This window comes from Cupriavidus sp. SW-Y-13 (genome assembly GCF_009793345.1).
In the GTDB taxonomy this organism is placed as follows: Bacteria; Pseudomonadota; Gammaproteobacteria; order Burkholderiales; family Burkholderiaceae; genus Cupriavidus.
The window spans coordinates 2,459,141-2,485,778 of sequence record NZ_WHLX01000001.1 but is presented as its reverse complement, the minus strand read 5'-3'; the positions used below and the strand labels follow the sequence as shown (position 1 = coordinate 2,485,778).

The following is a 26,638-nucleotide window of genomic DNA, read 5'->3' as shown; positions in this document are numbered from 1 at the left end:
TCTCAGTCTGCCACCTTGTCGCTCGGGAACTTGAACGAATCGCGCAGCAGGTAGCTCATGGGAATATCGAGCGTGATGCCATTGGGCGGGATCGGCTGCTGGAACCACTTGCGGTAGAGCTTCTGCGTTTCCTGATCGTAGATCGCGGCGATCATTGCGCGGTCCACGATCTTCTTGAACTCGGCATCGTTTTTCGAAAGCATGATGGCGTACGGCTCGATGGTGAGCAGGTCGCCCGTCACTGTCAGGGCTGTCGGGTTCTTGGCGTTGGCGCGCAGGCCGTACAGCAGCACGTCATCCATGACGAAGGCGTCGGCCTTGCCCGCTTCCACCATGGCAAACGCCTCGGCGTGGTCCTTGGCTTCCACCACCTTCCATCCCATCGCGCCCGTTTCGTCCATCTTGCGGAGCATGGCCAGCGGCGTGGTGCCCGTGGTCGAAACCACGGTCTTGCCGCGCAGGTCGTTCCATTTGCGGATACCGGAATCGGACTTCACGATCATGCGGCTGCCTGCAATGTAGTGCGGGATGGTGAAGGCCACCTGGTCGCGCCGTTCGCGGTTATTGGTGGTCGATCCGCATTCAAGATCGGCCTTGCCGTCGACGATGGCGGGAATCCGGGAAGCCGGTGTCACCGGCACCCACTCCACCCGCAGTTGCGGCAGCTTGAGCTGGGAGCGCAGGGCATCGGCCACCTTGAGGCAGAGGTCCACGGCATAGCCCATCGGCTTGCCGTCGGCCACGAACGAGAATGGCACCGAGCTTTCGCGGTGGGCAATGCGGATGACACCGCTTTGCTGGATGCGCAGCACCACGGAGTTGGGCGTGGCGGCCTGCACCGGCGGCGAGGCGGGCAGGCAGAGCAGCGCGGCAAAGGAAACTACGACAGACGCCAGACCTCGGATTGAGGCACGGCGCGGCAGGCCCGAATTGGTCATGAAAATACCCGTCGAAAAATTGTCAGGAAATAACCCAGGCGGCATGTTTGCCGCCGATGGCCGGATGGTTCCGGCTCTGATGCTGCTTTCGTACTGGTGCGGCCGTTGCGCGGTCGGAGAAACCGATGGCGCCGATTGTTCCACGGGCCACGTGCAAGGCACAACAGCATCAGCTAGTGGCGATCTTCAACGTTCCCGGCGCGCAACGCTTTGCGCCATCGCAGGTTGACGGGGACTTTCCCTTAAGGATTTGTCCGACTTCTGGCGCAGCGTGCGGCTGGCTATCCTTCAGACGTGCCTTGCGAGCAGGGCACCGAGGAGAGACTCTTGGGGCCCGTTCAACCGAACGGGCCTTTTCTTTTTCGTGGCCGCCACTGCGTAACCAGAGGCGCCCTTCGGTCTGATGCTGCAGCCGCCCACCACAGTCGTCTACAATTCGGGCCTGCCTTTCGCGCGTCCGCACCCTGTGCCGGCGCTCCCCGCGCCGCACCCAGGCATCGCGCTCACCCGTCTCCTTCGCACCATGGCCCTGTTTTCCATTACCGATGCCCAACTGGCCTTTGGCCACGTGGCATTGCTTGACCACACCGATTTCTCGCTCGAAGCCGGCGAGCGGGTCGGCCTGATTGGCCGCAACGGCAGCGGCAAGTCCTCGCTGCTGCGGATCATTTCCGGGGCGTCGGCGCCGGATGACGGCCTGATTTCCCGCCAGAGCGGCGTCACCTCGGCCTATGTGGCGCAGGAACCACAGTTCGCGCCGGGCCTGACCGTGTTCGATGCGGTCAGCCTGGGCATGGGCGAGGCACATGACCTGCTACTGCGCTACGACGCCGCGCTGGCCAAGCTCGACACCCATCACGACGAGGCCACGCTGGCCGAGTTGCATGATGTGCAGGCCGAACTCGATGCGGCCAACGCCTGGCACCTGCGCACGCGTGTGGAAACCACGCTGGCCCGGCTCAACCTCGATCCGCATGTGCGGGTAGACGCGCTCTCGGGCGGTCTGCAGAAGCGCGTGGCGCTGGCGCAGGGTCTCGTGGCCGAACCGGACATCCTGCTGCTGGACGAGCCGACCAACCACCTGGACGTCGAGGCTATCGGCTGGCTCGAAGACCTGCTGCTGAACTTCCGCGGCAGCGTGCTGCTGATTACCCACGATCGCGCCTTCCTGGACCGCGTGGCCACGCGCATCGTCGAACTGGATCGTGGCAAGCTGCTGTCGTTCCCGGGCAATTTCGAGGCATACCAGGTGCGCAAGGCCGAACTGCTGGCCAACGAGGCCGTGGAACAGGCCAAGTTCGACAAGCTGCTGGCGCAGGAAGAAGTCTGGATCCGCAAGGGTGTGGAAGCGCGCCGCACGCGCAGCGTGGCCCGCATCCAGCGGCTGGTGACGATGCGCAGCGAGCGTGCCGCGCGCCGTGACGTGCAGGGCAACGTCAAGCTGGAAGTCTCGCAGGCGGACCGCTCGGGCAAGATCGTGGCCGAACTGACCGATGTGTCGAAGTCGTACGGCGAGAAGGTCGTGGTGCGCGACTTCACGGCCACGATCATGCGCGGCGACAAGGTGGGTTTGATCGGTCCCAACGGCGTGGGCAAGACCACGCTGCTGCGCCTGATCCTGGGCGAATTGGCGCCAGATTCCGGCACCGTGCGCAACGGCAGCAACCTGCAGGTGGCGTACTTCGACCAGATGCGTGCGTCGCTGGACCTGGAGAAATCGCTGGCGGATACCATCAGCCCGGGTAGTGACTGGGTGGAAGTCAACGGCCAGCGCAAACACGTCATGAGCTACCTCGGCGATTTCCTGTTCGCGCCGGAACGCGCGCGTTCACCGGTGAAGTCGCTCTCCGGCGGCGAACGCAACCGCCTGCTGCTGGCGCGGCTGTTTGCGCGGCCGGCCAATGTGCTGGTGCTGGACGAACCGACCAACGACCTCGACATCGACACACTGGAACTGCTTGAGGAACTGCTGGAGGAATACAGCGGTACGGTCTTCCTGGTATCCCACGATCGGGCGTTCCTGGACAACGTGGTGACATCGACCATTGCCGCCGAAGGCGGCGGGAATTGGCGCGAGTCCGTGGGCGGCTATTCGGACTGGCTGGAGCAGACGGCGCGCGCCAAGGCGCTCCAGGCCAAGCAGGCGAAGCAGGCCGAGCAGAAGCCCGTCGAATCGGCGGCCAGCAACCGCGATAACCGCAGCGGTGGCCGGACCGTCAAGCTCTCGTACAAGGAACAGCGCGAACTGGACAGCCTGCCTGAGCGTATCGCCGCGCTGGAGACCGAGCAGAAGACGCTCTCCACGCAGTTGGCGGACGGCAGCCTATACGCTTCGGACCCCGCCCGCGCCGCCGAACTGGCCACGCGGCATGACGGCATCGAGATGGAATTGCTCGAAGCGCTGGAGCGGTGGGAAGTGCTGGAGAAGAAGACGAAGGGGGAGTGACCTACCTTTTGTTCGGTTTTCTCCCCTCTCCCATTACATGGGAGAGGGGAGCAAACTACCCACACCAGGCCAGCACCATATTCGTCAGATCCACCATGAACCCCGGCCGCAGGTACGCCAGGAATCCCAGCGTCAGCACCACCGCCAGCGCCAGATAGCTCAACCCACGTGCCCAGGCCATGTCAGACCGCCACCGGTTGCGGACGCACCAGCGCCTGTTCGCGGATCGGCAGGTTGACCAGTGCGGCCACCACGCCCAGTGCAATCGCAATCAGCCAGACGGTGTTGTACGTGCCTGTGCGGTCGTACAGGAAACCGCCCAGCCATGCGCCCAGGAAGCTGCCGATCTGGTGCGAGAAGAACACCACGCCCGACAGCATCGACAGGTACTTCACGCCAAACACCTGGGCGATGATGCCGTTGGTCAGCGGCACCGTGGACAGCCACAGCAGCCCCATCAGCGCGGCGAAGATCCATGTGCTCCACGCGGTCAGCGGCAGCAGCAGGTAGCCGGCGATGACCACCGACCGCGCAATGTAGATCGAGGAGAGCAGATAGCGCTTGGGCATGCGTTGACCCAGCGCGCCAGCGGTGTACGTGCCGAAGACGTTGAACAGGCCGATCAGCGCCAGCGCCACGGTGGCGACCTTGATGTCCACCAGCCCGCGATCCTTCAGGTACGGCGCCAGGTGCACGCCGATAAACACCACCTGGAACCCGCAGACGAAGTAGCCCAGCGTCAGCAACTGGAAGTTGCGATTGCCGAACGCCTCGCGGGCGGCTTCGCCGATGCTCTGTTGGGGACCCGTGCTGGCCGCCATCTTCGGCTCGCGCAGCGTCAGGGCCAGCGGCAGCATGAAGCAGGCCAGGAAAGCCAGGATCAGCAGCGCGTTCTGCCATTCGACCGTGGAAATCAGCGTCTGCTCCACCGGAATCATCAGGAACTGGCCGAACGACCCGGCTGCGGCGGCGATCCCCATCGCCCAGACCCGTTTCTCGGCACTGGCCACGCGGCCGATCACGCCATAGACCACGCTATACGTCGTGCCCGACTGCGCGATGCCAATCAGCACGCCGGCACCGGTGGCAAAGCCGGTGCCGCTCGTAGCCATGGCCATGACGATCAGGCCGGCCACGTACAGGGCGATGCCGATCAGCATGATACGCATGGCGCCGAACTTGTCGGCCAGCGCGCCGGCGATGGGCTGGCTGGCGCCCCACATCAGGTTCTGCAGCGCCAATGCAAAGGCGAAGGTTTCACGGTTCCAGCCATGCGCCTGGGTGATCGGCATGTTGAACAGGCCGAAACCATGCCGGATGCCCATGGACAACGTGACGAGAAGACCGCCGCATACAAGTACGGTGGTCAGGGAGAGTTTGCGGTCGGTCATGTCGAGGGCTCGTTATTGTCTTGATATTGTCTCTGTAATGTCTCTATCCGCTCGACGTGGGCACGGTGGGGAGGGGGAGCGTCACGGCGGCTGGCCGACGAGTTTACCCCCGGCCCCGGATTTGTGCCTGACTCCATTCCGCCCCGGCGGGAGCGGTGAACGCCCGGCAACGTCGATCCATTACAATGCAGCGCAAACCGGCCGCCCCTGGCCGCCAGACCTTCTATCCGCCTTACATCCGCATCGACTCCATGGCGAGCAAAACCAGTCAGTACAGCGAATCCTCCATCCGGGTCCTCAAGGGCCTGGAGCCGGTCAAGCAGCGCCCCGGCATGTACACCCGCACCGACAATCCCCTGCATATCGTGCAGGAGGTGATCGATAACGCCTCGGACGAAGCGCTGGGCGGCTATGGCAGCGAGATCCTCGTCACGTTGCACCGTGACGGCAGCATCAGCGTGGAAGACGACGGCCGCGGCATTCCGGTGGGTATCCACCCCGAGGAAGGTGTGCCCGTGGTGGAAATCGTCTTCACCCGGCTGCACGCGGGCGGCAAGTTCGACAAGGGCAAGGGCGGCGCCTATGCCTTCTCGGGCGGCCTGCACGGCGTGGGCGTGTCCGTCACCAATGCGCTGGCTACCCGCCTTGACGTCACGGTGTGGCGCGATGGCTCGCAGTCCACGCTGACCTTCGAGCACGGGGGCGAAGTCACCAAGCCGCTGCAAAGCCGCAAGCTCGAACGCGGCGAGAAGAAGAACGGCACGCGCGTGCAGGCGTGGCCCGATCCCAAGTATTTCGATTCGGCCACGATTCCGATGGCCGAACTCCAGCGCCTGCTGCGCTCCAAGGCCGTGCTGCTGCCGGGCGTCAAGGTGACGCTCGTGATCGAGAAGACCGGCGAGCAACTGGTGTGGCAGTACGAGCAGGGCCTCAAGGGCTATCTGGTCGAGGCGCTGGCGCAAGGCAGCGGCGCAGAACTCGTCATTCCGATGTTCGAAGGCGAGCACTATGCCGATCCGGACAAGGTTGTCGGCGAGGAAGGGTTTGCGGAGGGCGAGGGCGCATCGTGGGTCGTGGCCTGGACCGAAGACGGCGCCCCGGTGCGCGAATCGTATGTGAACCTGATTCCCACGCCCGCTGGCGGCACGCACGAGTCCGGTCTGCGCGAAGGTCTGTTCCTGGCCGTGAAGAGCTTCATCGAGATGCACTCGCTGCAGCCCAAGGGCGTGAAGCTGATGAGCGAAGACGTGTTCGCGCGCGCCTCGTTCGTGCTCTCGGCCAAGGTGCTCGATCCGCAGTTCCAGGGCCAGATCAAGGAGCGCCTGAACAGCCGCGACGCCGTACGTCTGGTCTCCACGTTCAGCCGCCCCGCGCTCGAACTGTGGCTGAACCACCACGTCGATTTTGGCAAGAAGCTGGCCGAACTGGTGATCCGCCAGGCGCAGGCCCGTACGCGTGCCGCACAGAAGGTGGAGAAGAAGAAGGGCTCCGGCGTGGCCGTGCTGCCCGGCAAGCTGACCGATTGCGAATCCACTGACATCACACGCAACGAGATCTTCCTGGTGGAAGGTGACTCGGCGGGCGGTTCGGCCAAGATGGGTCGCGATAAGGAATTCCAGGCCATCCTGCCGCTGCGCGGCAAGGTGCTCAATACGTGGGAAACCGAGCGCGACCGCCTGTTCGCGAACAACGAAGTGCACGACATGGCCGTTGCCATCGGCGTGGACCCGCACGGTGCGGACGATGAGCCGGACCTGTCGAACCTGCGCTACGGCAAGATCTGTATCCTGTCCGACGCGGACGTGGACGGCGCGCACATCCAGGTTTTGCTGCTGACGCTGTTCTTCCGTCACTTCCCGAAACTCATTGACCTCGGGCATGTCTATGTCGCACGGCCGCCGCTGTTCCGGGTGGACGCTCCGGCACGTGGCAAGAAGCCGGCACAGAAACTCTACGCACTGGACGAAGGCGAACTCGAGGCCATCCAGGACAAGTTGATGAAGGATGGCGTCAAGGAAGGTGCGTGGCAGATCTCACGTTTCAAGGGCCTGGGCGAGATGAACGCCGAGCAGCTCTGGGAAACGACGATGAACCCCGATACGCGCCGTCTGCTGCCAGTGCAGCTTGGCGAATATGACCTGCCCCAAACCATCAGCATGATGAACATGCTGATGGGCAAGGGCGAGGCGTCACAGCGGCGTAGCTGGCTCGAAGAGAAGGGCAACGAGGTCGAGGCCGACATCTGATCGGTCTCGGCACTATCTGGAGAATTGGACGATGCAGGCACGAACAGGGCAATCGCGGTGGAAAGGACAGGCAAGGCGCCTGGCCTGCATGCTGGCCGCGCTCGGTTCGTTCTGCATCGCCATCCCGGCGCACGCCGAGTTGTGGGGCTATATCGACAAGGATGGCGTAGCGCACTTTGCGGATGCCAGGCTCGATGAGCGCTACAAGCTCTTCATGAAGGACGGCGGCCAGTTCGATTCGACGAACCTGGGTCATCGTGGCGCGGTGTCGCTGGAGGGCAAGTCCACGCCGGAGCGCGACAAGCTGTTCCGCACCATGCTCAACCACCCGAACCTGCGGCGCGTCGATCCGATCATCGAACGCGTGGCCGGGGCGCATGATGTGGACCCGGCGCTGGTCCGGGCGGTGATGGCCGTGGAAAGCGGTTTCAACGCTGGCGCGGTGTCGCCCAAGGGCGCCATCGGCCTGATGCAGGTCATTCCGGACACCGGTGCGCGGTTTGGCGTGGCGGCGGACAAGCGTGGCTCGATCGAGCAGAAGCTGGCCGATCCCAAGCTCAACATCGCCGCTGGCGTGCGCTACCTGCGCTTCCTCATGCAGATGTTCCCGGGCAACCTCGAGCTCGCGTTGGCCGCGTACAACGCGGGCGAAGGTGCGGTGCAGCGCTACAACAACCAGATTCCGCCTTACGCCGAGACCCGCCAGTACGTGAAGACCGTGCTGGAGTTCTACCGGCTGTACCAGCCGGCAGGCGCCGATGGTCCGCGCGTGCTGCGCACCGGCGTGGCCGCCGAGCGCGTCCAGATGGTGATCGGCGGACGCCGGCCGATGCCTTGAGGCGAGGCGCGCCACAAAGGACGATGCTATTTGCGGCGGCATCGTCATCCACATCCATTAGAATCCCACGCTGATTGCAACAGCCGGTGGACGGTGCCCTGAGTTTTCCGGGAGCTGGCCGCCGCACCCTTGCCCACCATGGATCAAGCAGATACTACGTTTCAGCCCGAAGAGCCGGCGGATTCGCTGACGCTCGCGCGGTACGCCGAGCGCGCCTACCTCGACTACGCCGTGAGCGTGGTGAAGGGCCGCGCGCTGCCCGAAGTGGCCGACGGCCAGAAGCCCGTGCAGCGCCGCATCCTGTTCGCCATGCAGGCGATGGGGCTGCGCGCCGATGCCAAGCCCGTGAAGTCGGCGCGTGTGGTCGGTGAGGTGCTCGGTAAATTCCACCCGCACGGCGACCAATCCGCGTATGACGCGATGGTGCGCCTGGCGCAGAACTTCTCGCTGCGCTACCCGCTGATCGACGGCCAGGGCAACTTTGGCTCGCGCGACGGCGACGGCGCGGCGGCCATGCGCTACACCGAAGCGCGCCTCACGCCGATCTCGCGGCTGCTGCTCGACGAGATCGACATGGGCACGGTGGATTTCCTGCCTAACTACGACGGCTCGGAAGAAGAGCCCAAGCTGCTGCCCGCGCGTCTGCCGTTCGTGCTGCTCAACGGCGCGTCCGGTATCGCGGTGGGCATGGCCACGGAAATCCCGCCGCACAACCTGCGTGAAGTCGCAGGTGCCGCAGTGGCGATGATCCGCAATCCGAATATCTCGCTGGCCGAACTGCTGGCGATCATGCCGGGACCGGACTATCCGGGCGGTGGCCAGATCATCTCGCCCGCTTCGGAAATCGCGCAGATCTACGAGAACGGCCGTGGCAGCCTGAAGGTGCGCGCGCGCTGGACCATCGAGGAAATGGCGCGCGGCCAGTGGCAGATGGTGGTGACCGAACTGCCGCCGGGTACGTCGTCGCAGAAGGTGCTCGAGGAAATCGAGGAAATCACCAATCCGAAGATCCGCACCGGCAAGAAGGCGCTGACCCCGGAACAGACCCAGCTCAAGACCACGTTGCTGAGCGTGCTCGATGCCGTGCGCGACGAGTCCGGCAAGGACGCGCCGGTGCGCCTGGTGTTCGAACCCAAGAGCAAGAACACGGACCAGCAGGACTTTATCCAGACGTTGCTGGCGCATACCAGCCTGGAGTCCGGTGCGCCGATCAACCTGGTGATGATCGGCACCGATGGCCGGCCGCGCCAGAAGGGTTTGCAAGACATCCTGCGCGAGTGGATCGCGTTCCGTTTCGAGACGGTGACCCGGCGTTCGCGCTTCCAGCTGAACAAGGTTGAGGACCGTATCCACATCCTCGAAGGCCGGATGCTGGTGCTGCTGAACATCGACGAGGTGATCCGCATCATCCGCGAAAGCGACGATCCCAAGCCCGCGCTGATCGAGGCGTTCCGCCTCAGCGACAGGCAAGCCGAAGACATCCTGGAAATCCGCCTGCGCCAACTGGCGCGATTGGAAGCCATCAAGATCGAACAGGAACTGGCGAAGCTGCGCGACGAGCAGGCCGAGCTGGACGTGCTGCTGAAGTCCGAAACCATGATGCGTCGCAAGATCATCAAGGAGATCGAACAGGACGCCAAGCAGTACAGCCCGGAGGACAAGGACCCGCGCCGCACGATGATCCAGGAAGCGAGCCGCGCGACTGCCGAAGTGAAGGTGGTGGACGAGCCAGTGACCGTGATCGTCTCGGGCAAGGGTTGGGTGCGTACGCGCCAGGGCCACGACCACGATCCGTCGCAGTTCACGTTCAAGGCCGGTGACAACCTGTATGGCACGTTTGAATGCCGCACCGTCGATACGCTGCTGGCGTTCGGCAGCAATGGCCGGGTCTATTCGGTGGCCGTCTCCGGCCTGCCGGGCGGGCGCGGTGATGGCGTGCCCGTGACCACACTGATCGATCTGGCTGCGGGTTCGCAGATCGCCCATACGTTCGCGGGCAGCGCGGAGCAGCGCATGCTGATCGCCACGGCGGGCGGCAACGGTTTCGTGACCAAGGTCGGCGACATGATCGGCCGCCAGAAGGCCGGCAAGGCGTTCGTGACGCTCGACGATGGCGACGCGATCCTGCAGCCGGCGCCCGTAGGCGAAGATGCCACGCATGTGGCGTGCTTCTCGGCCAATGGGCGTCTGCTGCTGGTGGGTCTCGATGAGGTGAAGGTGCTGTCTGCCGGCGGCCGTGGCGTGATCCTGATGGAACTCGAATCCAAGGAGACGCTGGAACAGGCGGTAGCCGTGGGCGCACCGGGGCTGATCATTTCCGGTACAGGCATGCGCGGCGGGAAGCTGCCTCCGCAGAAGCTCGCCGGCAAGACGCTGCTGCCCTACGTGGGCAAGCGCGCCCGCAAGGGCAAGGCGATCGAACCGAGGCTGAAGGAAGTGAAGCTGGAACCGGTGAAGGCCGGGTAAGTCCCGCCTCCCGCACCGGTTTATTCCCCTCTCCCGCATACGGGAGAGGGGAGTCCGAACACCGTTACTGCAACGGCAACACCAGAATACTCAACGCCGCGGGCCTGGCCCGCATCGCCGCCAGCCATCGCTCCAGATTCGGGCGCGGCAAATGCTTCACCGGCGAACCCATCCAGCGGTGCGCCGCGCAGGCCAGTGCGATATCGGCCATCGTGAAGCGGTCGCCGCCGATGAATTCCCGATCTGCCAACGCCTCGTCGAGCATCTTTGCCAGTGGCTCCGTGCGGGCGCAAGACTGGGCGATGATGGCCTCGTCGCGCTGATCGGCGGGACCGCGCACCGTCTGCAGGAACGCCTGTACCATGGCCGGGCTGAACGCCGTGGTCTGCCAGTCCATCCAGCGATCGGCCGAGGCACGCGCCTTGACGTCGGCAGGCCAGAGCGTGCCTTCACCATAGCGTGCGCACAGGTAGCGCACGATGGCATTGGACTCCCACAACACGAATGGCTCGCCGGCCACGTCGGTGTCACGAAAATCCTCGATGACCGGGATCATCCGGTTCGGATTCAGCCGGATATAGGCTTCGGTATCCAGCTCGCCTTTCTGATGGCCGATGTCGATGCGCTCGTGGTCCAGGTGCAGCTCTCGCGCGCACCAGACCACTTTCTGCACATTGATCGACGACAGCCGGCCCCAGATGCGCAGCAGGCTTTGCGGCTCGTACGGTTCCAGGGTCGGCATCGGCTTTCCTCAGGCGGCGTGCGGTTGCGGCGACGCCTTGGCGATGGCTTCGCGGAACAGTTCGCCCAGCACCGTCATGCCTTGTTCGATCCGCTCCGGCGGCACCGTCACAAAGGCCAGGCGCAGCGTGTTCATGCGCGGGTTGCCAGCGTAGAACGGCGCACCCGGCACGTAGGCCACATTGCGGCGCACGGCTTCCTCGAGGATCGTCATGCTGTTCAGGCCGTCGGGCAACTCCACCCAGATGAACATGCCGCCTTCCGGCACATTCCACGTTACGCCTTCCGGCATATGGCGCTTCAGGGCGTCGAGCATGTAGGCGCACTGCTTGCCATAGAGCTCGCGGATGGTGGGGATGTGCGTGTCGAGCAGGCCGTCCTTGATGGTCTCGTACGCAATGCGCTGCGTGAAGGTCGGCGTGTGCAGGTCAGATGCCTGCTTGGCCTGGCACAGCTTGAAGTGCAGGTCGGGCGGGGCGATCACAAAGCCCAGGCGCATGCCGGGGGCCAGGATCTTCGAGAACGAACCCATGTAGATCACGCCGTCCGGATTCATCGACAGCAGCGTCGGCAGCGTGTTGCCGGTGTAGCTCAGTTCGCCGTAGGGATCGTCCTCGACCAGCAGCAGGTTCAGGTCCTTCGCGCGTTGCACCAGTGCCTGGCGGCGCTCCAGAGGCAGGCGGCAGCCCGTGGGGTTCTGGAAGTTCGGCAGCGCGTACAGGAAGCGCGCGCCAGCGGTCAGTTCGGGTGTCAGCGCTTCGGGGATCAGGCCGCGCTCGTCGGTCGGCACCGAGACGAACTCGGGTTCGAACAGCGAGAACGCCTGCAGTGCGCCCAGGTAGCTCGGCGTTTCCACCATCACCGGGCTGCCCGGATCGATCATGACCTTGGCGATCAGGTCCAGCGCCTGTTGCGAACCCGTGGTGATCAGCACGCGCTCGACCCCCACGTTGTAGCGCTTGGCCACGAACTCGCGCAGCGGCAGGTAACCCTCGGTGGCCGCGTATTGCAGCGCGCCCTGCGGGTTATCGGCGAATACACGGGCCACCGCCGCTTCCATGGCCGCTACCGGGAACGACGCCGGGGAGGGCAGGCCGCCGGCGAAGGAAATGACTTCCGGACGCTCGGTGACTTTCAGGATTTCGCGGATGGCCGAGCTGGTGAGTTGCTGTGCCCGGCGGGAGATGGCCCATTTCATGATTGGTTCTCTTGGGTGGGGTAAATCGCGTTTCATATGCGCCGGGCCTTGGGGCGTTGACTGGCAGGCCGGCCCGGCGTTTGTCTCTGTACTGAGTATCTTCGTATCAGGCGATCAAGCCATCAAGCGATCAGGCAATCTCGACGATCATCTCGATCTCGACGCAGGCGCCCAGCGGAATCTGCGCCACGCCGAACGCGCTGCGCGCGTGCTTGCCTTTCTCGCCAAAGACTTCGGCCAGGAACTCGGAGCAGCCATTGGTCACCAGGTGCTGCTCGGTGAATTCCTGCGTGGAGTTCACCAGGCTCATGACCTTGACGATGCGCGTGACGCGGTTCAGGTCGCCGATATGGCCGTGCAGCGTGGCCAGCAGATCGATGGCGATGCCGCGTGCCGCCTGTTGGCCGGTCGCGGTATCGATATCCTTGCCGAGCTTGCCAGCCCACGGCTTGCCGTCGCGGCGGGCGATGTGGCCCGACAGGAATACGGTGTTGCCGGTGGTGGCGGCCATGACATAGGCGGCAGCCGGGGCGCCGGCGGTGGGCAGTTCCACGCCGAGGCGGGCAAGGGTGTCGTAGACGGACATGCGTGACTCCTGTCAGTGAATGCGTCCTGGAAGAATAGGGGGCGTTTCTCCAGCGGGGGCTGGTGCGGAGGCGGGTGCGGTGTTGCGCACGGCGGCGCGTCGTCCCAGGGCTACTACGGCAATCACCGCCACGGCAAAAGCGACGGTGGCGGCATCGAGCGGCTCGGCCAGGATCAGGGCGCCGCCCGCCAGCGTGAGGAACGGCTGCAGCAATTGTATCTGTCCTACGCGGGCCACGCCGCCCTTTGCGAGCCCGGCGTACCAGAACAGGAAGCCGATAAACATCGAGAAGACCGACACATAGGCCATGCCGAGCCACGCACGTGGCGATGCGGCGGCGATTTCTGGCGCGTGCGCCATGGCTAGCCAAGCCACTACGGGCAGCAAAAGTGGCAGCGAAACCACCAACGCCCAACTGATCGTTTCCAGTCCGCCCAACTCGCGCGACAGCTTGCCGCCTTCGGCATAGCCCAGCGCACCCAGCACCACGGCCAGGAACAGGAACCAGTCCGCGTGCTGCAGGCCACCCGCGCCCTGCCAGAAGGCAAAAGCCACCACCAGCGCGCTACCGGCGAGTGCCGACAGCCAGAACGCCAGCGACGGGCGCTCCCCGCCGAACCACGCCGCGAACACGGCTGTTGCCAGCGGCAACAGGCCGATCACGATAGCGCCGTGCCCGGCAGGCACCTCGCGCATGGCCAGCGAAGAAAATAGCGGGAAACCCACCACCACACCCAGCGCGGTCACGGCCAGCCGCAGCCACTGACGGCCACGCGGGCGCCGCTCCGATGCCAGCGCGCCGCGCGCGGCCAGCAGTGCCACGGCCAGCACGGCGGCGATCACGGCACGCGCCAGCGCCACAAACGTGGCGTCGAGTTCGGCCACGGCCATGCGCGTGAACGGCAGCGTCTGGCTGAAGATCGCCACGCCGATGAAACCGAGCAGCATGCCGGCGGAGGGAGCAGGGGAACGTGTGGTCATGACGTATGGGGTGCGCCGGCGATGGCGATCCAGACTGCCGTGAGTGCCAGCGCCAGCCCCATCGCCCCATTGAACCAGCGCACGCGGTTGCCGTGCATCAGCCATTGCCGCAACGATGCGCCGAGCACGCCATAGGCGCCGTTGCTGAAGAAGCCGAACGTGGCGAACAGCACGCTGACCAGCAGCACGCGCTGCGCCAGCGACGGCGCGCCTTCGGTGTAGGAAGCCGCCACGGCCAGCGCCAGCATCCACGCCTTGATGTTGGCGTACTGCATCAGTACCGACTGCCAGACGTTCATCGGCTTGAGCACGCTCTTCTCGGCCAGCGATGCACTGCGCGCGATGCGCCAGGCCAGCCACAGCAGATAGAGCACGCCCGCCACGCGGATGACCAGCGCCAGCGTCGGACTCGCCATCACCAGCGCGCCGATGCCGCTGGCGCACAGTGCGATCACGCTGGCAAAGCCCACGGCCACGCCCACGCAGTGCGGCAGCGTGGCGCGAAAGCCGAAATTGGCGCCGGTGACCGCTGCCACCGTGGTGTTGGGGCCAGGCGTAAAGGCGCCCACCGCAAGCAGCGTGACCAACGCCAGGAACTGGGCCATCGACAGGCCGGTGAGCCACGCTTCCATGCCGGTCACGCGAAGTTGACGACCACGCGCCGGTTGGTACGACTCTTCTTCTCGATTTTGGTGACCACCATGGCGCCGATCTCGCTTGTGTTGGCCACGTGCGTGCCGCCGCAGGGTTGTCGGTCAACGCCCGGAATCTCGATGATGCGGATAGTCGACGTACCGGCTGGCGGCGCCGCGCCCACCGTGCGCACCAGATCCGGCTGGGCGGCCAGTTGCTCGGGCGTGATGCGGTCGATGCCCACCGGGGTTTTCGCCTCGATCAGCGCGTTGAGCTGTTCGGTCAGCACCGCCTTGTCGAGCGTGGATTCGGGCAGATCGAAATCAATGCGCGCAGAGTCAGGCGAGATGCTGCAGCCCGTAACCGGTACGGGAATCAAGGAGCCGAGCAGATGGAGGCAAGTATGCAGGCGCATCAGCCGATGGCGGCGGGCCCAGTGGATGTTCACTGTCACGCGGTCGCCCGGCTGCAGCGCTGGCATGTCGGCTGCCGGCACGTGCAGGATGCGCGTGCGGTCTTCGGCGTAGACCGTATCGGCCAGCGTGATTTCGCGGCCATCGGGTGTGGTCAGCGTGCCCGTGTCGCCTGCCTGACCGCCACTGCGGGCGTAGCAGACGGTCTGGTCCAGTTCGATGCCCGCCTCGCTGACTGCCACGACTGTGGCCTCGCAGTGATCGAGGTAAGCGTCGTCGTCGAAGCGCTTCAGCGTGGTGGCGGACATCGGTGGGGGCTCCTTGGGTGTCGTTTCGGGTCAGCGCAGGGTCTTGAGCCCTGTCGGGGTTTCGATCTCGGCCAGCAGGGCGGGCGGGCCGTCAGTCTGTTCGATGTCGATCAGCGACGCGGCGCCGATCCATGCCAGCCCCTGGCGCAGCAATTCGGCATGCGGATGCTGGCCACGCAGGCGGCGCAATGCCAGATCCTGTCGAGGCAGGCTGATACCGGGGTGATTCTGCACGTCCCACTGGATCAGCGTCGGAAACAGGCCCTCGCCAGCGCTGGCTGCCTCGCCTTGCCAAGCGGGCAGGCTGCCATCGTCAGGCACCGTCAGGCGCCAGTGCAGCGCGCCGCGATCCATCGGAATGGCCGGGGCGATCCTGTCCGGGTACTGCGCCTGCCAGCGCGACAGGTCGGCCGGACGTTCGACACGGGCTGCCCAGTGTGCGAAGAAGGGGCCATCGCGCAGACGCTCGCGCACGGCCTCGCTGTCGAGGCCGAACCAGCGCGCCCGCTCGGGTGCAGACGCGGCAGGGTCGATGGCAATCACTTCCAGATACATCCCGCCAAACATCCCCAGCACGCGGTTATGCGTGCCCATGCGTGGATGGGCGCCGCCGGCCTGCGGCGCAATGCCGAGCATGCTGGCGACATGTTCGCTACCCGCGTCAAGGTCGGGTGCGGCGATCACGAGATGGTCAATGGCGAGATTCATGGATGGTTGATGGTAGTCAAGGTAGTCGGTACAGTACCGATACAGTTGAGCAAATCGTCTTCAGTACAGTTGCGGGAGCGCCACATGGACGGCAGCGAGAAGCATAGCGGGAATTCAGAAAGTGCCGTAAGCGGCACGAGACCTTTGCGTCTTGTGATGCCATCGAGCGGACAAGCACGTCTGCCGGACCCGATCCCCTCGGCCCAGATGACGCTGGTCGAACAGCTCACCGAATGGGCGCGGTTGCGCATCGACGAGCGCGTGTTCCGGGCCGGCATGCGCATGCCGTCGATCCGCCAGCTCGCGTCGGAGAAAGGGATTTCGCGCTTTACTGTGGTGGAGGCGTATGAGCGGCTCGTGGCGCTGGGCTATCTCGAATCGCGCCGGGGCTCGGGCTTCTACGTGCGGGATCGGCTGCCGCATCCGTCGGTGGTGGTGCCGCCCACGTCGCCGGCCATCCGCAATGTGGATGTCACCTGGCTGCTGCGCAGCATGTTCCACTCCGCCGAGAGCCACAAGGCGCCGGGCTGGGGATTCCTGCCCAATGAATGGCTCGATGGCGAACTGTTGTCGGGCGCGATGCGCAGCCTGGGCCGGCAGCCGGGCGGGCATTTCCTGTCGAGTGGCACGCCGCTTGGGTTCTTGCCGCTGCGCCAGCAACTGCGTACCCGTCTGGAGGAACTGGAGATCGGCGTCACGCCCGACCAGATCGTCATGACCTCGGGCATCACGCAGGCATTCGACCTGATCGCGCGGCAATTCCTGCAACCCGGCGATACGGTGGTGGTGGGCGACCCCGCGTGGTTCGTGATGTTCGCGCGCTTTGCCACGCAGGGTGCCAACGTGATCGGTGTGCCTTATACCGCCGACGGCCCGGACCTGGAGGCGCTGGAGCGCATCGCCCAGGCGCACCGTCCCAAGCTGATCGTCGTCAATTCGGTGCTGCACAATCCCACCGGGACCTCGCTATCCGCCGCGCGCGCGTTCCGGTTGCTGCAACTGGCCGAGCAGTACAACTTCACCATCGTCGAGGACGATATCTATTGCGACCTCTGCCCGCCGGGGCACGCCGCCACGCGGCTGGCCAGCCTGGATCAGTTGAAGCGCGTGATCTATCTGGGAAGTTTCTCAAAGACATTGGCGGCCAACCTGCGCGTGGGCTTTATCGCCGCCAGCCCGGACCTGGCTGTTTCGCTGACCGACAGCAAGCTCGTCACCGGCATGGCCACACCGGAAATCAACGAGCGCGTGGTCTACAAGGTGCTGACCGAGGGGCACTACCGCAAGCACACCGAGCGTGTGCGGGTGCGGCTGGAGCGCGCCCGCGACGAGACCCGCGCGCGGCTTGAGCGTCTAGGCGTTCGGATTTTTCCGGGGCAGGTGGCCGGCATGTACATGTGGGCCGATACGGGCGTGGACACCAATGTGATTGCTACGGCCGGGCACGAGGAAGGCTACCTGTTCGCGCCGGGCAGCTTGTTTTCACCCTCGCAGATGCCTTCCACGTGGACGCGCTTCAACGTCGCCAGCAGTGCCGACCCGGGCATGTTGCGCTTCCTGGCGGACCAGATGGAACGGCTTTCCGGGCTGCCGGCGGGCTCCGGTACCACCGGCCCTTGAAATAAGCCGCTTTCGACCCTATTTCCTGCGCCAACGATCCCGCTCTGGAACCACGGAGCGGGGCACCTTTGCGCAGACCCGTTTTTCGATATTCAAGAGGAGAACCATGACCGCACCGCACGAAACGATGAGCTTCCAGGCGGAAGTGAAGCAGTTGCTGCACCTGATGATCCACTCGCTGTACAGCAACAAGGAAATTTTCCTGCGCGAGCTGGTATCGAATGCTTCCGACGCCACCGACAAGCTTCGCTTCGAAGCGATTGCGAATCCGGCCCTGCTTGAGAACGACGCCGACCTCGCCATCAAGATCGAGATCGACCCGGCCGCCCGCACGCTGAAGATCACCGACAACGGCATCGGCATGAGCCGCGACGAGGCGATCCGCAACCTGGGCACCATCGCGCGCTCGGGCACCAAGGAGTTCTTCCAGCAACTGTCCGGCGACCAGCAGAAGGACGCCGCGCTGATCGGCCAGTTCGGCGTGGGCTTTTACTCGGCGTTTATCGTCGCGGACAAGGTCACTGTGGAAACGCGCCGCGCGGGTCTGGCCGCGAGCGATGCCGTGCGCTGGGAAAGCACTGGCGATGGCGAATTCACGATCGATGCGATCGACCGCGCCGAGCGCGGCACCACGATCACGCTGCACCTGCGCGAAGGCGAGGATGATTTCCTGTCGTCGTACCGCGTGCAACACATCATCCGCAAGTACTCGGACCATATCTCGCTGCCGATCCGCATGCCCAAGGAAGAGTGGGATGCCGAGGCGCAGACGCAGAAGCAGACCGGCGAATGGGAAAGCGTGAACCAGGCCAGCGCGCTCTGGACGCGCAGCAAGTCCGATATCACCGACGAGCAATATCAGGCGTTCTACCAGCACATCGCGCATGACCAGGAAGCCCCGCTGGCGTGGACGCACAACCGCGTGGAAGGCCGCAGTGAATACACGCAACTGCTGTACATCCCGGCGCGTGCACCGTTCGACCTGTGGGATCGCAATCACAAGGCGGGCCTGAAGCTGTATGTGAAGCGCGTATTCATCATGGACGACGCCGAGCAACTGCTGCCGTCGTACCTGCGCTGGGTCAAGGGCGTGGTGGATTCGGCGGACCTGCCGTTGAACGTCTCGCGCGAACTGCTGCAGGAAAGCCGCGACGTGAAGGCGATCCGTGAAGGCTCCACCAAGCGCGTGCTGTCGATGCTCGAATCGATGGCCGAGAGCGAGGACGAAGCCGAACGCGCCAAGTACAAGACGTTCTGGGAGCAGTTCGGCCAGGTGCTCAAGGAAGGCATGGGCGAGGACAACGCCAATGCCGAACGCATCGCCAAGCTGCTGCGCTTTGCCTCCACGCACAATGACACGGCCGAGCAATCGGTATCGCTGGCTGACTACGTGGGCCGCATGAAGGAAGGCCAGGACAAGATCTACTACGTAACTGCCGATACGTGGTCCGCCGCCAAGTCGAGCCCGCACCTCGAAGTCTTCCGCAAGAAGGGCATCGAAGTCATCCTGCTGACCGAGCGCGTGGATGAGTGGATGCTGTCGTACCTGCGCGATTTCGACGGCAAGGAACTGGTGTCCGTGGCGCGTGGCGATCTGGACCTCGGCGCGCTGGCCGACGAAGCCGAGAAGGCCGAACAGGAGAAGGCGACCACCGAATGGAAGGACGTGGTCGACCGCGCGACCGCCGTGCTGGAAGGCAAGGCCAAGGAAGTGCGCGTGACCCTGCGCCTGACCGATTCGGCATCGTGCCTCGTCTCCGACGAAGGCGACATGAGCGGCTACCTGCAGCGCCTGCTGAAGCAAGCCGGCCAGAAAGCGCCGGACGCCCAGCCGATCCTCGAACTGAACCCCGAGCACGCACTGGTGAAGAAGTTGCGCGACGTGGCAGACGACGCTGCATTCGGCGACCGCATCCGCGTACTCTTCGACCAGGCCCTGCTGGCCGAAGGCGGCATGCTGGAAGATCCGGCGGCCTACGTGCAGCGCGTGAATCGGTTGCTGGCTTGATGTACTGCGGGATGTCCAACCATCCCGCTTGTTTGCTCCCCTCTCCCGCCTGCGGGAGAGGGGCAGGGGGTGAGGGCAAGCCTCTCAACCACTGCTATCGCCCATCCAATCGATGACGATGACCACCAAACGCTGTTTCCCCCCGGTCGTCGACACCAACACCCGCATCCTCATCCTGGGCAGCCTGCCCGGCGAAGTGTCGCTCGCGCAATCGCAGTACTACGCGCATAAGCAGAACCGCTTCTGGCACCTGATGAGCGACGTCCTCGAAGTCGACCTGGTCAATCTCCCCTACGACAACCGCCTCGCCACGCTACGCCACCACCGCGTCGGCCTCTGGGACGTCGTCGCCGAAGCCCGCCGCGACGGCAGTCTCGACAGCAATATCAAGGATCACCAGGGCAACGACCTCATCGGCCTGATCGCTACGCTGCCCGAACTCAAGGCCATCGCATTCAACGGCGGCACGGCGGCAAAGATCGGCATCAAAGCCCTGGGCGAGCATGCCGACCGGCATACCATCGTGAACCTGCCGTCGAGCAGCCCGGCTTATACGTTGGCGTATGCGGAGAAGTTGGTGAGGTGGCTGGGGTTGCGGGAGTGGCTGATGTAGGAGGTGAGCGTGCGCGCCGCCGGCAGCAAATGCCGGCGGAGCAGGCTTCCCTTCCAGAATCCGGCCGTTCAGGCCGTCGTATGGACGATGTTGCCCGTGCTGGAGCCCGACTGTTCCTGATAGGCAGCGGCCAGCTTGGACATGGCGGCGGACAGTGCGGCCTGCGTGGACGTCACGCCGGCTTGCAGGGTGGCGACGGTAGTAGCCTTGGTCCGGTCGTCGGTGGGCGCGTCCTGTGCGGCCTGGAGTTGCGCAGTCTGCGCGGCCAGTTGTTTCTGGAGCGCTTCGATCTGTTCCTTCAGCGTCTGGATGACCACCGATTCGCTGTCATCCGAACTGCTTTCGGCGCCGCCGGCACCACCGCCCTTTCCCACGCCGGCTGGGCCCTCGATGCGGCTCTTGTCGCCAGTTTCGGTACTGGACGATACAGCCGAGGTGGCCTGGTCTTCCGTGGTCTGGGTTGTCGTTTCGTCCGCTGTCTGGGTGAAGCGATGCGTGTTGGTGACCGTCGCGTCACTGGCAACGGCGATACGCGGGGCAATGCTGTTGATTGATGTCATTCTTCTTTTTCCAATCGAAGGGCGATGAAGGGAGAGCCCTCATCTTCATCGGCCGGTCGTGCGAAAACTTAAGGGGCGTACCGGGGTCTTACCGGATTGCCGGCCGCATCTGTCACAATCGCGGCCATGTCTGACCTTTACTGCAACCTCGAAGGGCTTCATTGAATATGTTGAATCTCGGGAATCTTGGAATTGGCGGCATCGGCCTGCACGTCATCGTGGCGATCTTTTTCGCCGTGCATGCTGTCCGTACCCACCAGAACATGTACTGGCTGCTGTTGCTGTTTATCTTCCCGGGACTGGGCAGCATCGTCTATTTCTTCGCCATCTACCTGCCCAGCCTGCGCCAGACGCGCGGCGCGCGGGCGGCCTCTCGGGCGATCAAGCAGATCGTCGATCCGAACCGGGCCGTGCGGGAAGCGCGCGATGCGTTCGACCGCGCGCCGACTGTCGATCACCGCATGCGCCTGGGTGCCGCGCTGCTTGATGCCGGTAATGCGCCCGAGGCGCTGGAGCACTATCAGGCGGCGGCCAATGGGCCATTCGCTTCCGATCCGGCGCTGCTGGAAGGGCTGGCGCGCGCGCAACTGGCCACGAACCGTCCTGCCGATGCTCAGGCCACGCTGGAGCGGTTGTTCGCGGCCAATCCGCAGGCTGCGAACCAGTCCGATCCGTCGCTGATGTATGCCCGCGCGCTAGCTGCCGTGGGCGCGCCGGGTACGCGCGACGCGTTCGAGCGGGCGCTCACTAACGCCAGCGACGTGGCGGCACGTTGCCTGTTTGCGGACTGGCTGGCGCAGCAGCCCGATGCGGCGGATCGCGAGCGCGCCAAGGCGCTCTATACCGAAATCGTCCACGACGCGCGCCACTGGCCGCGTCATGCTCGCGAACACAATCGCGAATGGCTGCAGCGCGCCCAGGTCGCGCTGGGCCAATGATCCGCGCCATTGGCGCACTCTTTTGTTCTATGACGCTTCTGAAACGCAAATCGATCGAGGCCGTGGCCTCGCGCCGCCCCGCGCGCGGCGAACGCAAATCCTCCCGCCCCCATCGTGCTGATCGTGCGAACGATTTCCATGAGGAATCCGATCCCACGGACCGCACTGACGAGCGCCGCATGACGCCGCGCTTCGCTCCCGTGACCTTCTCGGAAATGGATGGCGTGCGCTATCTCCATTTCGGGACCGAGTGGGTGCAGGGCGCCATGCGTCTGCGCAAGCCCGACGCCATCGAACTCGAATACGCACAGCAGATGATGGCGTGGCTGCTGTTCCTGTCGCCCGCAACCGAAGGCTTCCACGTGGCGCAGCTCGGCCTCGGCGCCGCTGCACTGACCAAGTTCTGCTATCGGCATTTCGCGAAAGCGAAAGTCACGGCAGTGGAACTGAACCCGGCAGTGATCGTCGCCGGACGCAGCATGTTCGGCCTGCGCGACGACGACGCACGATTGACCGTGCGCGAGCAGGATGCGTGGGACTACGTGATGGATGGCGCGCAGACCGCCGCGCTGGATGCGCTGCAGGTGGATCTTTACGACGCCACGGCACGCGGCCCAGTGCTCGACACCACGGCGTTCTACCGTGCCTGCCGCCGTGTGCTGAAAGCACCCGGCGTGATGACGATCAACCTGTTCGGTGACCACGACAGCTTCCCGAAAAACATCGAGCGCATCTGCGATGCCTTCGATAACCGGGTGCTGGTGTTTCCGGAAGTGCACGACGGCAACGTCATCGCGCTGGCTTTCAACGGCCCGGCCATCGACGTGTCATGGGAAACGCTGGAAGCGCGCGCGGAAATCGTCGAGACAGCGACGAAGCTGCCGGCGAAGGACTGGGTGAAGAAACTGCGCGCGGCGAATGCGCGGCAGGAGGAAAGGTTGGTGATTTAGTTGCTTACCGCTGGTTTGTTCCCCTCTCCCGCAAGGCGGGAGAGGGGAACAAACCGGGAGGCAGAGTGAAACCCTCACTCCTTCCCAAAAAACTGCGCCAACGACCATTCATCCGTTCGCGCTTCATACTTGATGCCCTTGCGCATCGCCCACATCGCCAACTGGCTGTGCGACGGAATGATCGCGTGGTCATCCAGTGCGAACTTCGCGGCCACGCGGGCGTTCTGCTCGCGGTCTTTCTCGCTCGATACCGTCGTCAGCGATTTCTCGATCAGCGGGTCGAGTTTCGGATTGCTGTACTTGCCCCAGTTCCACGTGCCATAGCCCGTCTTCGGATTCGGCGTGCCCGTGATCGAACGCAGCGCCACGTCGGCGGCGGCCGAGCCCCAGCCAAGCATTTCGAATGCGAAATCGCCTTGCCGCGCGCGCGTGAAGTACGCCGCCACGGGCAGCGTTTCCACCTTGGTCTGGATGCCGATGCGCGTCAGCATGCCCGCCGTGGCCTGGGCCACTTGCGCGTCGTTCAGGTAACGGTTGTTCGTGGCGTGCAACGTGAGTCCGAAACCATCCGGATAGCCGGCCTGGGCCAGCAGTTTCTTGGCGCCTTCGGGGTCGTAGGCATCCGGCTTGGAGCCCGGGTGGCCGAAGATCGGCGGCGAGACAATCGACGAGGCCGGTACGGCAAGCCCTTCCATGATGCGGCTGACAATGGCGTCACGGTTGATCGCCTTGCTGATGGCGGCACGCACGCGAGCATCCTTGAACGGATTCTTGCCGAGCGGCTTGCCGGACTTGTCGGTGACGAACGGCGGGTTGTCGCGCGACTGGTCCATCTGCCAGAAGATGGTGCGCCACGAGACTGTCTGCTCGATCTTGAATTTCGGATTCTGCTTGAGCTTCGCCACGTCCGCAGCCGGGATGGTCTCGATCACGTCGACGTCACCGGCCAGTAGTGCCGCAGTCCGCGCACCGTTATCGGTCAGGATGCGGAAGATCGCGCGGTCGAATACGGGCTTCGGTCCCCAGTAGTCGGGGTTCTTCGTCATCACGATTTCCTGGCCGCGCGCGAATCGGACGAACTTGTACGGGCCTGTGCCGATCATTGCCTTGCCCGAATCGAAATCGGCCTGCGTCAGCGTGGCCGCGATCTTCTTCGGCATGATCGGTACGCTGTTCAGGTCGTTGGCGAGGTTGGCGTAGTTCGGCACGCTCATGGTCAGCCGCACGGTCAGCGCGTCGGGCGTGTCGATGCGGGCGATCGGCTTGGTGTAGCTCGTGAACGAGCCCGGTGCGTTGGTCAGTTTTTCGGGACGTTCGAGCGATGCCTTGACGTCCTCGCTCGTGAACGGCGTACCGTCATGCCATTTCACATTGGGACGCAGCTTGATTTCCCACGTAATGGCATTGATGGGCTTCCACGAGAGCGCCAGGCCGGGGATGTAGCGCGCGTTCTTGTCCATGAACACGAGCGATTCAAAAACGTGTCGGGCCCGCGTTGTTCCAGTGCGGGTCCATCGAAGTCACGTCGGCGGCCAGACCGATACGCAGGTCTTCAGCATGAGCAACGTTGGCGGGCAGCAGCGTCAACGCGCTGGCGCCGAGCACGAGGGATAGCGAGGCTTTCAGCAGCGTGCGGCGGATGCGTTGGATCATGGACGGGACTCCTCGTACGTTGGTGGGCGCGGATTGGCCGTTATTGTGCCGCCAAATGACCTTCCATGTCCGATACATGCTGGGGCATGCCGGTACAATCGCGCCCATGTTCGCCAATTCCCGCACTGTCCTGTCGGCCCAGACCGGCATCCACGATCATCTCGCCACGCTGCTGCAGCGTCACCTGGATGAGCCGTTCCGCAAGCCGATCGGCTTTCCGACCCAACGCGCGTTCGATATCGCCATCGACGCCTGGCAGCGCGCTGGCGGCCAGCCGCTGATCATCGATGCGGGATGTGGAGTGGGAGAGAGTACGCTGCGATTGGCGACCACGTTTCCTGATCACTATGTGATCGGGATCGACCAGTCGGAAAAGCGTCTGACCGCCGGCAAGGATTGGTGGGAAGCGGAGATGCCCGGCAATTTCCACTGGGCGCGCGCCGATCTCGTTGATTTCTGGCGCTTGCTGCAGGATGGCAAGGTGCCCGTGAAGCGCCACTATGTGCTGTATCCGAACCCTTGGCCCAAGATCGGCCACCTGTCGCGGCGTTGGCAGGGCCATGCCGTGTTTCCGGCGCTGGCAGCGTGCGGCGACTATCTCGAATGTCGGAGCAACTGGAAGATCTACATCGACGAATTCGCCGCGGCGTTGTCGATGGTGGGACGTCCGACGCAGACGGCGGTGTGGCAGCCGGAAACACCGATGACGCCGTTCGAACGCAAGTACGGGGCGTCAGGGCATGAGCTGTGGAGATGTGTAAGCGTGCGGGAGTAGCTTGATTTCCCGCTAGACGTTCCCCTCTCCCGCGTTGCGGGAGAGGGGAACAAAACAAAGAGGCGAGCGTGCCTCAATGAAACAGCGGCTGCTGCGTCGGCGCGTCTTCCGGCAACTCGGCATGCACAATCTCGCCCGAGCGGTCTGCGTAGAGCGGCGTACCGCAATCCTCGCAATACTCGGGATCGAACAGCGCGGCGTGGCGGAAGATGTCTTCCACACCCGCGTTGCGCAGTTCCTCGCAGATCTGCTCGACGGGGTTACCCTTTTCCTCGGCATCGACCTCGCCGGACTCGCGGCCATAGACTGGCCAGACGATGCCGTAGATCACATCCTTCTCGCCGCGCATGGTGAAACCGACGCGGTATTCCTCGACCACTTCCTCGCCGAAACCTGCCACCACGGCGGAAAGCTGGCCAGCCGGAACGTCGAGCGTGCCGCAGAGGTAGTTCACTGCGGCGCGCACCGTCAGCGGACGGATGCTCTTGTCCGATTCGCGGCACGACAGGAAGAAGGCATCGGGCAGCAGCAGTTCGAATTCGCAGCCCGGCAGCAGCACGGCCACGGTGGGCTGTACCTGCTGACGCCATTGTTCGAGGCAGACCGAGCGCTCGGCGTGATGTTCCTTGGCATCTTCCTGCCAGCGGAACAGCGCGCCTTCATGCGGCGCCACCACCACGGCCAGCAGGTAACGCGGATCGGCCAGAATCGGTGCCGTTTCGGGCAGGTCCTTCAGATCGACCTTGGGTACGACGCCGGCCATGGCCGCCGAGGCCAGCTTGTGCGTGAGCGCAAACGTGTCGCTATGGCTGCGCGGCAGTTGGTCGATGCTGTAGAGATAGGGGGACAGCGCCACCTGCGTGTCCTTGGCCAGGACGTGCGCCTGCAGGTGAACAGCCAGCGTCTGCGCCAGTTCGGGCTTCAATGCACCCGAAGGAATGGCGTAGCGCGTGTGAGCCAGGATCGGCGCGGCGATCAGCAGGGCATCGTGCTTGATGCCATCGATCTCGACCGTGGCGGATTCCGCCAGCGTCTCGGCCTGTTCGGCAAGCACGTCGGACGCATCGGCGTTGTGCTTGAACAGGTGTTCGAGAGCCGCGTCGAGCGCGGTCTGGCTGCCGTTTTTCAGCAGGCGGTGAAGCCGCTGCGACAGCCGCCGCTCCCAGTACCCATCCTCCATGCGGCTGCCCGATGCATCCAGGGCGAGCGCGTCGGCCACGAGCCGCTCGGCATCGGGCGAGAGTCGGGAAGAAGACTTGGGGCGAAAACCTGCCATAGGTGAAGACGTCCGTTTTTACGTAAAACGGTATTCTACTCGCTGCGTTGACAGGCGCAGTGCTGGCGAACCCTTGCCTTGTGGATTACTTCTGTGCAGCCGGGGCGGCCGGGGCGTGGGATTCAGTGGTGTGCGATTCGCCCGCCATCGATACCTCGCCGCCGCCCTTGGTGAGCAGGTACAGGCATGCGCCAGCTACAACGATGAAAGCGATCAGGATCTTGACCATGATTTGTCTCCAAACTGTGATTCTGTAGGTATAGGTAACGCTGCAAAGCGTGGAGACGAGTCTGGCAGGGCAGGCTTGCGCAGAACTTACGGGGGAGGGTGGGGATTACCCGGAAGGGTTTTG

Annotated in this window: 24 protein-coding genes and 1 pseudogene; 11 read left to right on the top strand and 14 right to left on the bottom strand. The window is 64.3% G+C overall.

The features are described from left to right. Positions 1-2: 2 nt before the first annotated feature. The gene (locus GA566_RS11105) at positions 3-938 is read right to left on the bottom strand and encodes an amino acid ABC transporter substrate-binding protein (RefSeq protein ID WP_160472755.1); all 936 of its coding nucleotides are present in this window, start codon (positions 936-938) and stop codon (positions 3-5) included. Between GA566_RS11105 and GA566_RS11100 the strand changes: the two genes are divergently transcribed. Then, a complete protein-coding gene (locus tag GA566_RS11100; RefSeq protein WP_137923174.1) occupies positions 937-1,167 on the top strand; it encodes a hypothetical protein in 231 nt (76 codons plus the stop codon). The two genes, GA566_RS11105 and GA566_RS11100, sit on opposite strands and share 2 nt — an antisense overlap. Before the next feature lie 294 nt (positions 1,168-1,461). Beyond that, positions 1,462-3,384 (top strand): ATP-binding cassette domain-containing protein, encoded by a 1,923-nt coding sequence (locus tag GA566_RS11095; RefSeq protein ID WP_137923173.1) that lies wholly within the window; start codon positions 1,462-1,464, stop codon positions 3,382-3,384. Positions 3,385-3,439: 55 nt separating this feature from the next. Here the strand turns inward: GA566_RS11095 and GA566_RS33550 are convergent, their stop codons facing one another. Together GA566_RS33550 and GA566_RS11090 are read right to left on the bottom strand one after the other, a co-directional pair. Then, the gene (locus tag GA566_RS33550) at positions 3,440-3,565 is read right to left on the bottom strand and encodes a hypothetical protein (protein WP_255459329.1); all 126 of its coding nucleotides are present in this window, start codon (positions 3,563-3,565) and stop codon (positions 3,440-3,442) included. Position 3,566: 1 nt separating this feature from the next. Then, positions 3,567-4,775: an MFS transporter gene (locus GA566_RS11090; RefSeq protein WP_160472754.1), complete on the bottom strand. Its 1,209-nt coding sequence runs from the start codon at positions 4,773-4,775 to the stop codon at positions 3,567-3,569. 251 nt (positions 4,776-5,026) lie between these two features. Here GA566_RS11090 and GA566_RS11085 point away from each other — a divergent pair, with 251 nt between their 5' ends. From GA566_RS11085 to parC, 3 genes are all read left to right on the top strand, one after another. Beyond that, positions 5,027-7,021, top strand: coding sequence for a DNA topoisomerase IV subunit B (locus tag GA566_RS11085; RefSeq protein ID WP_160473282.1), 1,995 nt, complete (start codon positions 5,027-5,029; stop codon positions 7,019-7,021). 31 nt (positions 7,022-7,052) lie between these two features. Continuing rightward, complete coding sequence (locus GA566_RS11080) at positions 7,053-7,859, top strand: lytic transglycosylase domain-containing protein (protein ID WP_160472753.1); 807 nt, start codon at positions 7,053-7,055, stop codon at positions 7,857-7,859. Between the two features lie 138 nt (positions 7,860-7,997). Continuing rightward, a complete protein-coding gene (gene parC / locus GA566_RS11075; protein WP_160472752.1) occupies positions 7,998-10,325 on the top strand; it encodes a DNA topoisomerase IV subunit A in 2,328 nt (775 codons plus the stop codon). Between the two features lie 64 nt (positions 10,326-10,389). Here parC and GA566_RS11070 read toward each other — a convergent pair whose 3' ends face one another. The 7 genes from GA566_RS11070 to GA566_RS11040 form a co-directional block, all read right to left on the bottom strand. After that, the gene (locus GA566_RS11070) at positions 10,390-11,034 is read right to left on the bottom strand and encodes a glutathione S-transferase family protein (protein WP_137923237.1); all 645 of its coding nucleotides are present in this window, start codon (positions 11,032-11,034) and stop codon (positions 10,390-10,392) included. A 42-nt stretch (positions 11,035-11,076) separates the two neighbouring features. Then, a complete protein-coding gene (locus GA566_RS11065) occupies positions 11,077-12,264 on the bottom strand; it encodes a PLP-dependent aminotransferase family protein (RefSeq protein ID WP_160472751.1) in 1,188 nt (395 codons plus the stop codon). A gap of 130 nt (positions 12,265-12,394) precedes the next feature. After that, on the bottom strand, positions 12,395-12,850 hold the full coding sequence (locus GA566_RS11060; protein ID WP_160472750.1) for a RidA family protein: 456 nt from the start codon (positions 12,848-12,850) through the stop codon (positions 12,395-12,397). Positions 12,851-12,862: 12 nt separating this feature from the next. Beyond that, the gene (locus GA566_RS11055; RefSeq protein ID WP_160472749.1) at positions 12,863-13,831 is read right to left on the bottom strand and encodes a DMT family transporter; all 969 of its coding nucleotides are present in this window, start codon (positions 13,829-13,831) and stop codon (positions 12,863-12,865) included. Beyond that, a complete protein-coding gene (locus GA566_RS11050; RefSeq protein WP_160472748.1) occupies positions 13,828-14,463 on the bottom strand; it encodes a LysE family translocator in 636 nt (211 codons plus the stop codon). The genes GA566_RS11055 and GA566_RS11050 overlap by 4 nt, the downstream gene beginning before the upstream one ends. 5 nt (positions 14,464-14,468) lie before the next feature. Further along, the gene (locus GA566_RS11045) at positions 14,469-15,185 is read right to left on the bottom strand and encodes an alanyl-tRNA editing protein (protein WP_137923165.1); all 717 of its coding nucleotides are present in this window, start codon (positions 15,183-15,185) and stop codon (positions 14,469-14,471) included. 30 nt (positions 15,186-15,215) lie between these two features. Continuing rightward, complete coding sequence (locus GA566_RS11040; protein WP_160472747.1) at positions 15,216-15,893, bottom strand: VOC family protein; 678 nt, start codon at positions 15,891-15,893, stop codon at positions 15,216-15,218. A gap of 84 nt (positions 15,894-15,977) precedes the next feature. On the opposite strand from GA566_RS11040, the gene GA566_RS11035 reads away from it, so the two are divergent. The 3 genes from GA566_RS11035 (at position 15,978) to GA566_RS11025 (ending at position 20,134) form a co-directional block, all read left to right on the top strand. Beyond that, positions 15,978-17,513, top strand: a complete 1,536-nt coding sequence (locus tag GA566_RS11035) for a PLP-dependent aminotransferase family protein (protein WP_137923163.1) — start codon at positions 15,978-15,980, stop codon at positions 17,511-17,513. Positions 17,514-17,619: 106 nt separating this feature from the next. Further along, complete coding sequence (gene htpG, locus GA566_RS11030) at positions 17,620-19,521, top strand: molecular chaperone HtpG (protein WP_160472746.1); 1,902 nt, start codon at positions 17,620-17,622, stop codon at positions 19,519-19,521. A gap of 118 nt (positions 19,522-19,639) precedes the next feature. Continuing rightward, positions 19,640-20,134, top strand: a complete 495-nt coding sequence (locus tag GA566_RS11025; protein ID WP_160473281.1) for a DNA-deoxyinosine glycosylase — start codon at positions 19,640-19,642, stop codon at positions 20,132-20,134. 68 nt (positions 20,135-20,202) lie between these two features. On the opposite strand, the gene GA566_RS11020 is transcribed toward GA566_RS11025, so the two are convergent. Further along, positions 20,203-20,694 carry a hypothetical protein gene (locus tag GA566_RS11020; protein ID WP_160472745.1) on the bottom strand — a complete coding sequence of 164 codons (492 nt, stop codon included), beginning with the start codon at positions 20,692-20,694 and terminating at the stop codon, positions 20,203-20,205. 167 nt (positions 20,695-20,861) lie between these two features. On the opposite strand from GA566_RS11020, the gene GA566_RS11015 reads away from it, so the two are divergent. Continuing rightward, on the top strand, positions 20,862-21,632 hold the full coding sequence (locus GA566_RS11015; RefSeq protein WP_137923159.1) for a tetratricopeptide repeat protein: 771 nt from the start codon (positions 20,862-20,864) through the stop codon (positions 21,630-21,632). A 29-nt stretch (positions 21,633-21,661) separates the two neighbouring features. After that, positions 21,662-22,582, top strand: a complete 921-nt coding sequence (locus GA566_RS11010) for a spermidine synthase (protein WP_171020305.1) — start codon at positions 21,662-21,664, stop codon at positions 22,580-22,582. A gap of 74 nt (positions 22,583-22,656) precedes the next feature. Here the strand turns inward: GA566_RS11010 and GA566_RS11005 are convergent. Beyond that, a pseudogene (locus GA566_RS11005) lies at positions 22,657-24,235 on the bottom strand (ABC transporter substrate-binding protein). Positions 24,236-24,341: 106 nt separating this feature from the next. On the opposite strand from GA566_RS11005, the gene GA566_RS11000 reads away from it, so the two are divergent. Beyond that, positions 24,342-25,010: a tRNA (guanosine(46)-N(7))-methyltransferase TrmB gene (locus tag GA566_RS11000; protein WP_171020304.1), complete on the top strand. Its 669-nt coding sequence runs from the start codon at positions 24,342-24,344 to the stop codon at positions 25,008-25,010. 73 nt (positions 25,011-25,083) lie between these two features. On the opposite strand, the gene GA566_RS10995 is transcribed toward GA566_RS11000, so the two are convergent. Together GA566_RS10995 and GA566_RS32895 are read right to left on the bottom strand one after the other, a co-directional pair. After that, complete coding sequence (locus GA566_RS10995) at positions 25,084-26,286, bottom strand: DUF2863 family protein (RefSeq protein WP_160472744.1); 1,203 nt, start codon at positions 26,284-26,286, stop codon at positions 25,084-25,086. A gap of 85 nt (positions 26,287-26,371) precedes the next feature. Then, positions 26,372-26,515, bottom strand: coding sequence for a hypothetical protein (locus GA566_RS32895; RefSeq protein ID WP_171020303.1), 144 nt, complete (start codon positions 26,513-26,515; stop codon positions 26,372-26,374). Between the last annotated feature and the right edge of the window lie 123 nt (positions 26,516-26,638).

Coding starts and splice junctions, on each gene's coding strand:
- GA566_RS11100 (WP_137923174.1), top strand. CDS start 937: ATGAAAATACCCGTCGAAAAATTGTCAGGAAATAACCCAGGCGGCATG.
- GA566_RS11105 (WP_160472755.1), bottom strand. CDS start 938: ATGACCAATTCGGGCCTGCCGCGCCGTGCCTCAATCCGAGGTCTGGCG.
- GA566_RS11095 (WP_137923173.1), top strand. CDS start 1,462: ATGGCCCTGTTTTCCATTACCGATGCCCAACTGGCCTTTGGCCACGTG.
- GA566_RS33550 (WP_255459329.1), bottom strand. CDS start 3,565: ATGGCCTGGGCACGTGGGTTGAGCTATCTGGCGCTGGCGGTGGTGCTG.
- GA566_RS11090 (WP_160472754.1), bottom strand. CDS start 4,775: ATGACCGACCGCAAACTCTCCCTGACCACCGTACTTGTATGCGGCGGT.
- GA566_RS11085 (WP_160473282.1), top strand. CDS start 5,027: ATGGCGAGCAAAACCAGTCAGTACAGCGAATCCTCCATCCGGGTCCTC.
- GA566_RS11080 (WP_160472753.1), top strand. CDS start 7,053: ATGCAGGCACGAACAGGGCAATCGCGGTGGAAAGGACAGGCAAGGCGC.
- parC (WP_160472752.1), top strand. CDS start 7,998: ATGGATCAAGCAGATACTACGTTTCAGCCCGAAGAGCCGGCGGATTCG.
- GA566_RS11065 (WP_160472751.1), bottom strand. CDS start 12,264: ATGAAATGGGCCATCTCCCGCCGGGCACAGCAACTCACCAGCTCGGCC.
- GA566_RS11060 (WP_160472750.1), bottom strand. CDS start 12,850: ATGTCCGTCTACGACACCCTTGCCCGCCTCGGCGTGGAACTGCCCACC.
- GA566_RS11055 (WP_160472749.1), bottom strand. CDS start 13,831: ATGACCACACGTTCCCCTGCTCCCTCCGCCGGCATGCTGCTCGGTTTC.
- GA566_RS11050 (WP_160472748.1), bottom strand. CDS start 14,463: ATGGAAGCGTGGCTCACCGGCCTGTCGATGGCCCAGTTCCTGGCGTTG.
- GA566_RS11045 (WP_137923165.1), bottom strand. CDS start 15,185: ATGTCCGCCACCACGCTGAAGCGCTTCGACGACGACGCTTACCTCGAT.
- GA566_RS11040 (WP_160472747.1), bottom strand. CDS start 15,893: ATGAATCTCGCCATTGACCATCTCGTGATCGCCGCACCCGACCTTGAC.
- GA566_RS11035 (WP_137923163.1), top strand. CDS start 15,978: ATGGACGGCAGCGAGAAGCATAGCGGGAATTCAGAAAGTGCCGTAAGC.
- htpG (WP_160472746.1), top strand. CDS start 17,620: ATGACCGCACCGCACGAAACGATGAGCTTCCAGGCGGAAGTGAAGCAG.
- GA566_RS11025 (WP_160473281.1), top strand. CDS start 19,640: ATGACCACCAAACGCTGTTTCCCCCCGGTCGTCGACACCAACACCCGC.
- GA566_RS11020 (WP_160472745.1), bottom strand. CDS start 20,694: ATGACATCAATCAACAGCATTGCCCCGCGTATCGCCGTTGCCAGTGAC.
- GA566_RS11015 (WP_137923159.1), top strand. CDS start 20,862: ATGTTGAATCTCGGGAATCTTGGAATTGGCGGCATCGGCCTGCACGTC.
- GA566_RS11010 (WP_171020305.1), top strand. CDS start 21,662: ATGACGCTTCTGAAACGCAAATCGATCGAGGCCGTGGCCTCGCGCCGC.
- GA566_RS11000 (WP_171020304.1), top strand. CDS start 24,342: ATGTTCGCCAATTCCCGCACTGTCCTGTCGGCCCAGACCGGCATCCAC.
- GA566_RS10995 (WP_160472744.1), bottom strand. CDS start 26,286: ATGGCAGGTTTTCGCCCCAAGTCTTCTTCCCGACTCTCGCCCGATGCC.
- GA566_RS32895 (WP_171020303.1), bottom strand. CDS start 26,515: ATGGTCAAGATCCTGATCGCTTTCATCGTTGTAGCTGGCGCATGCCTG.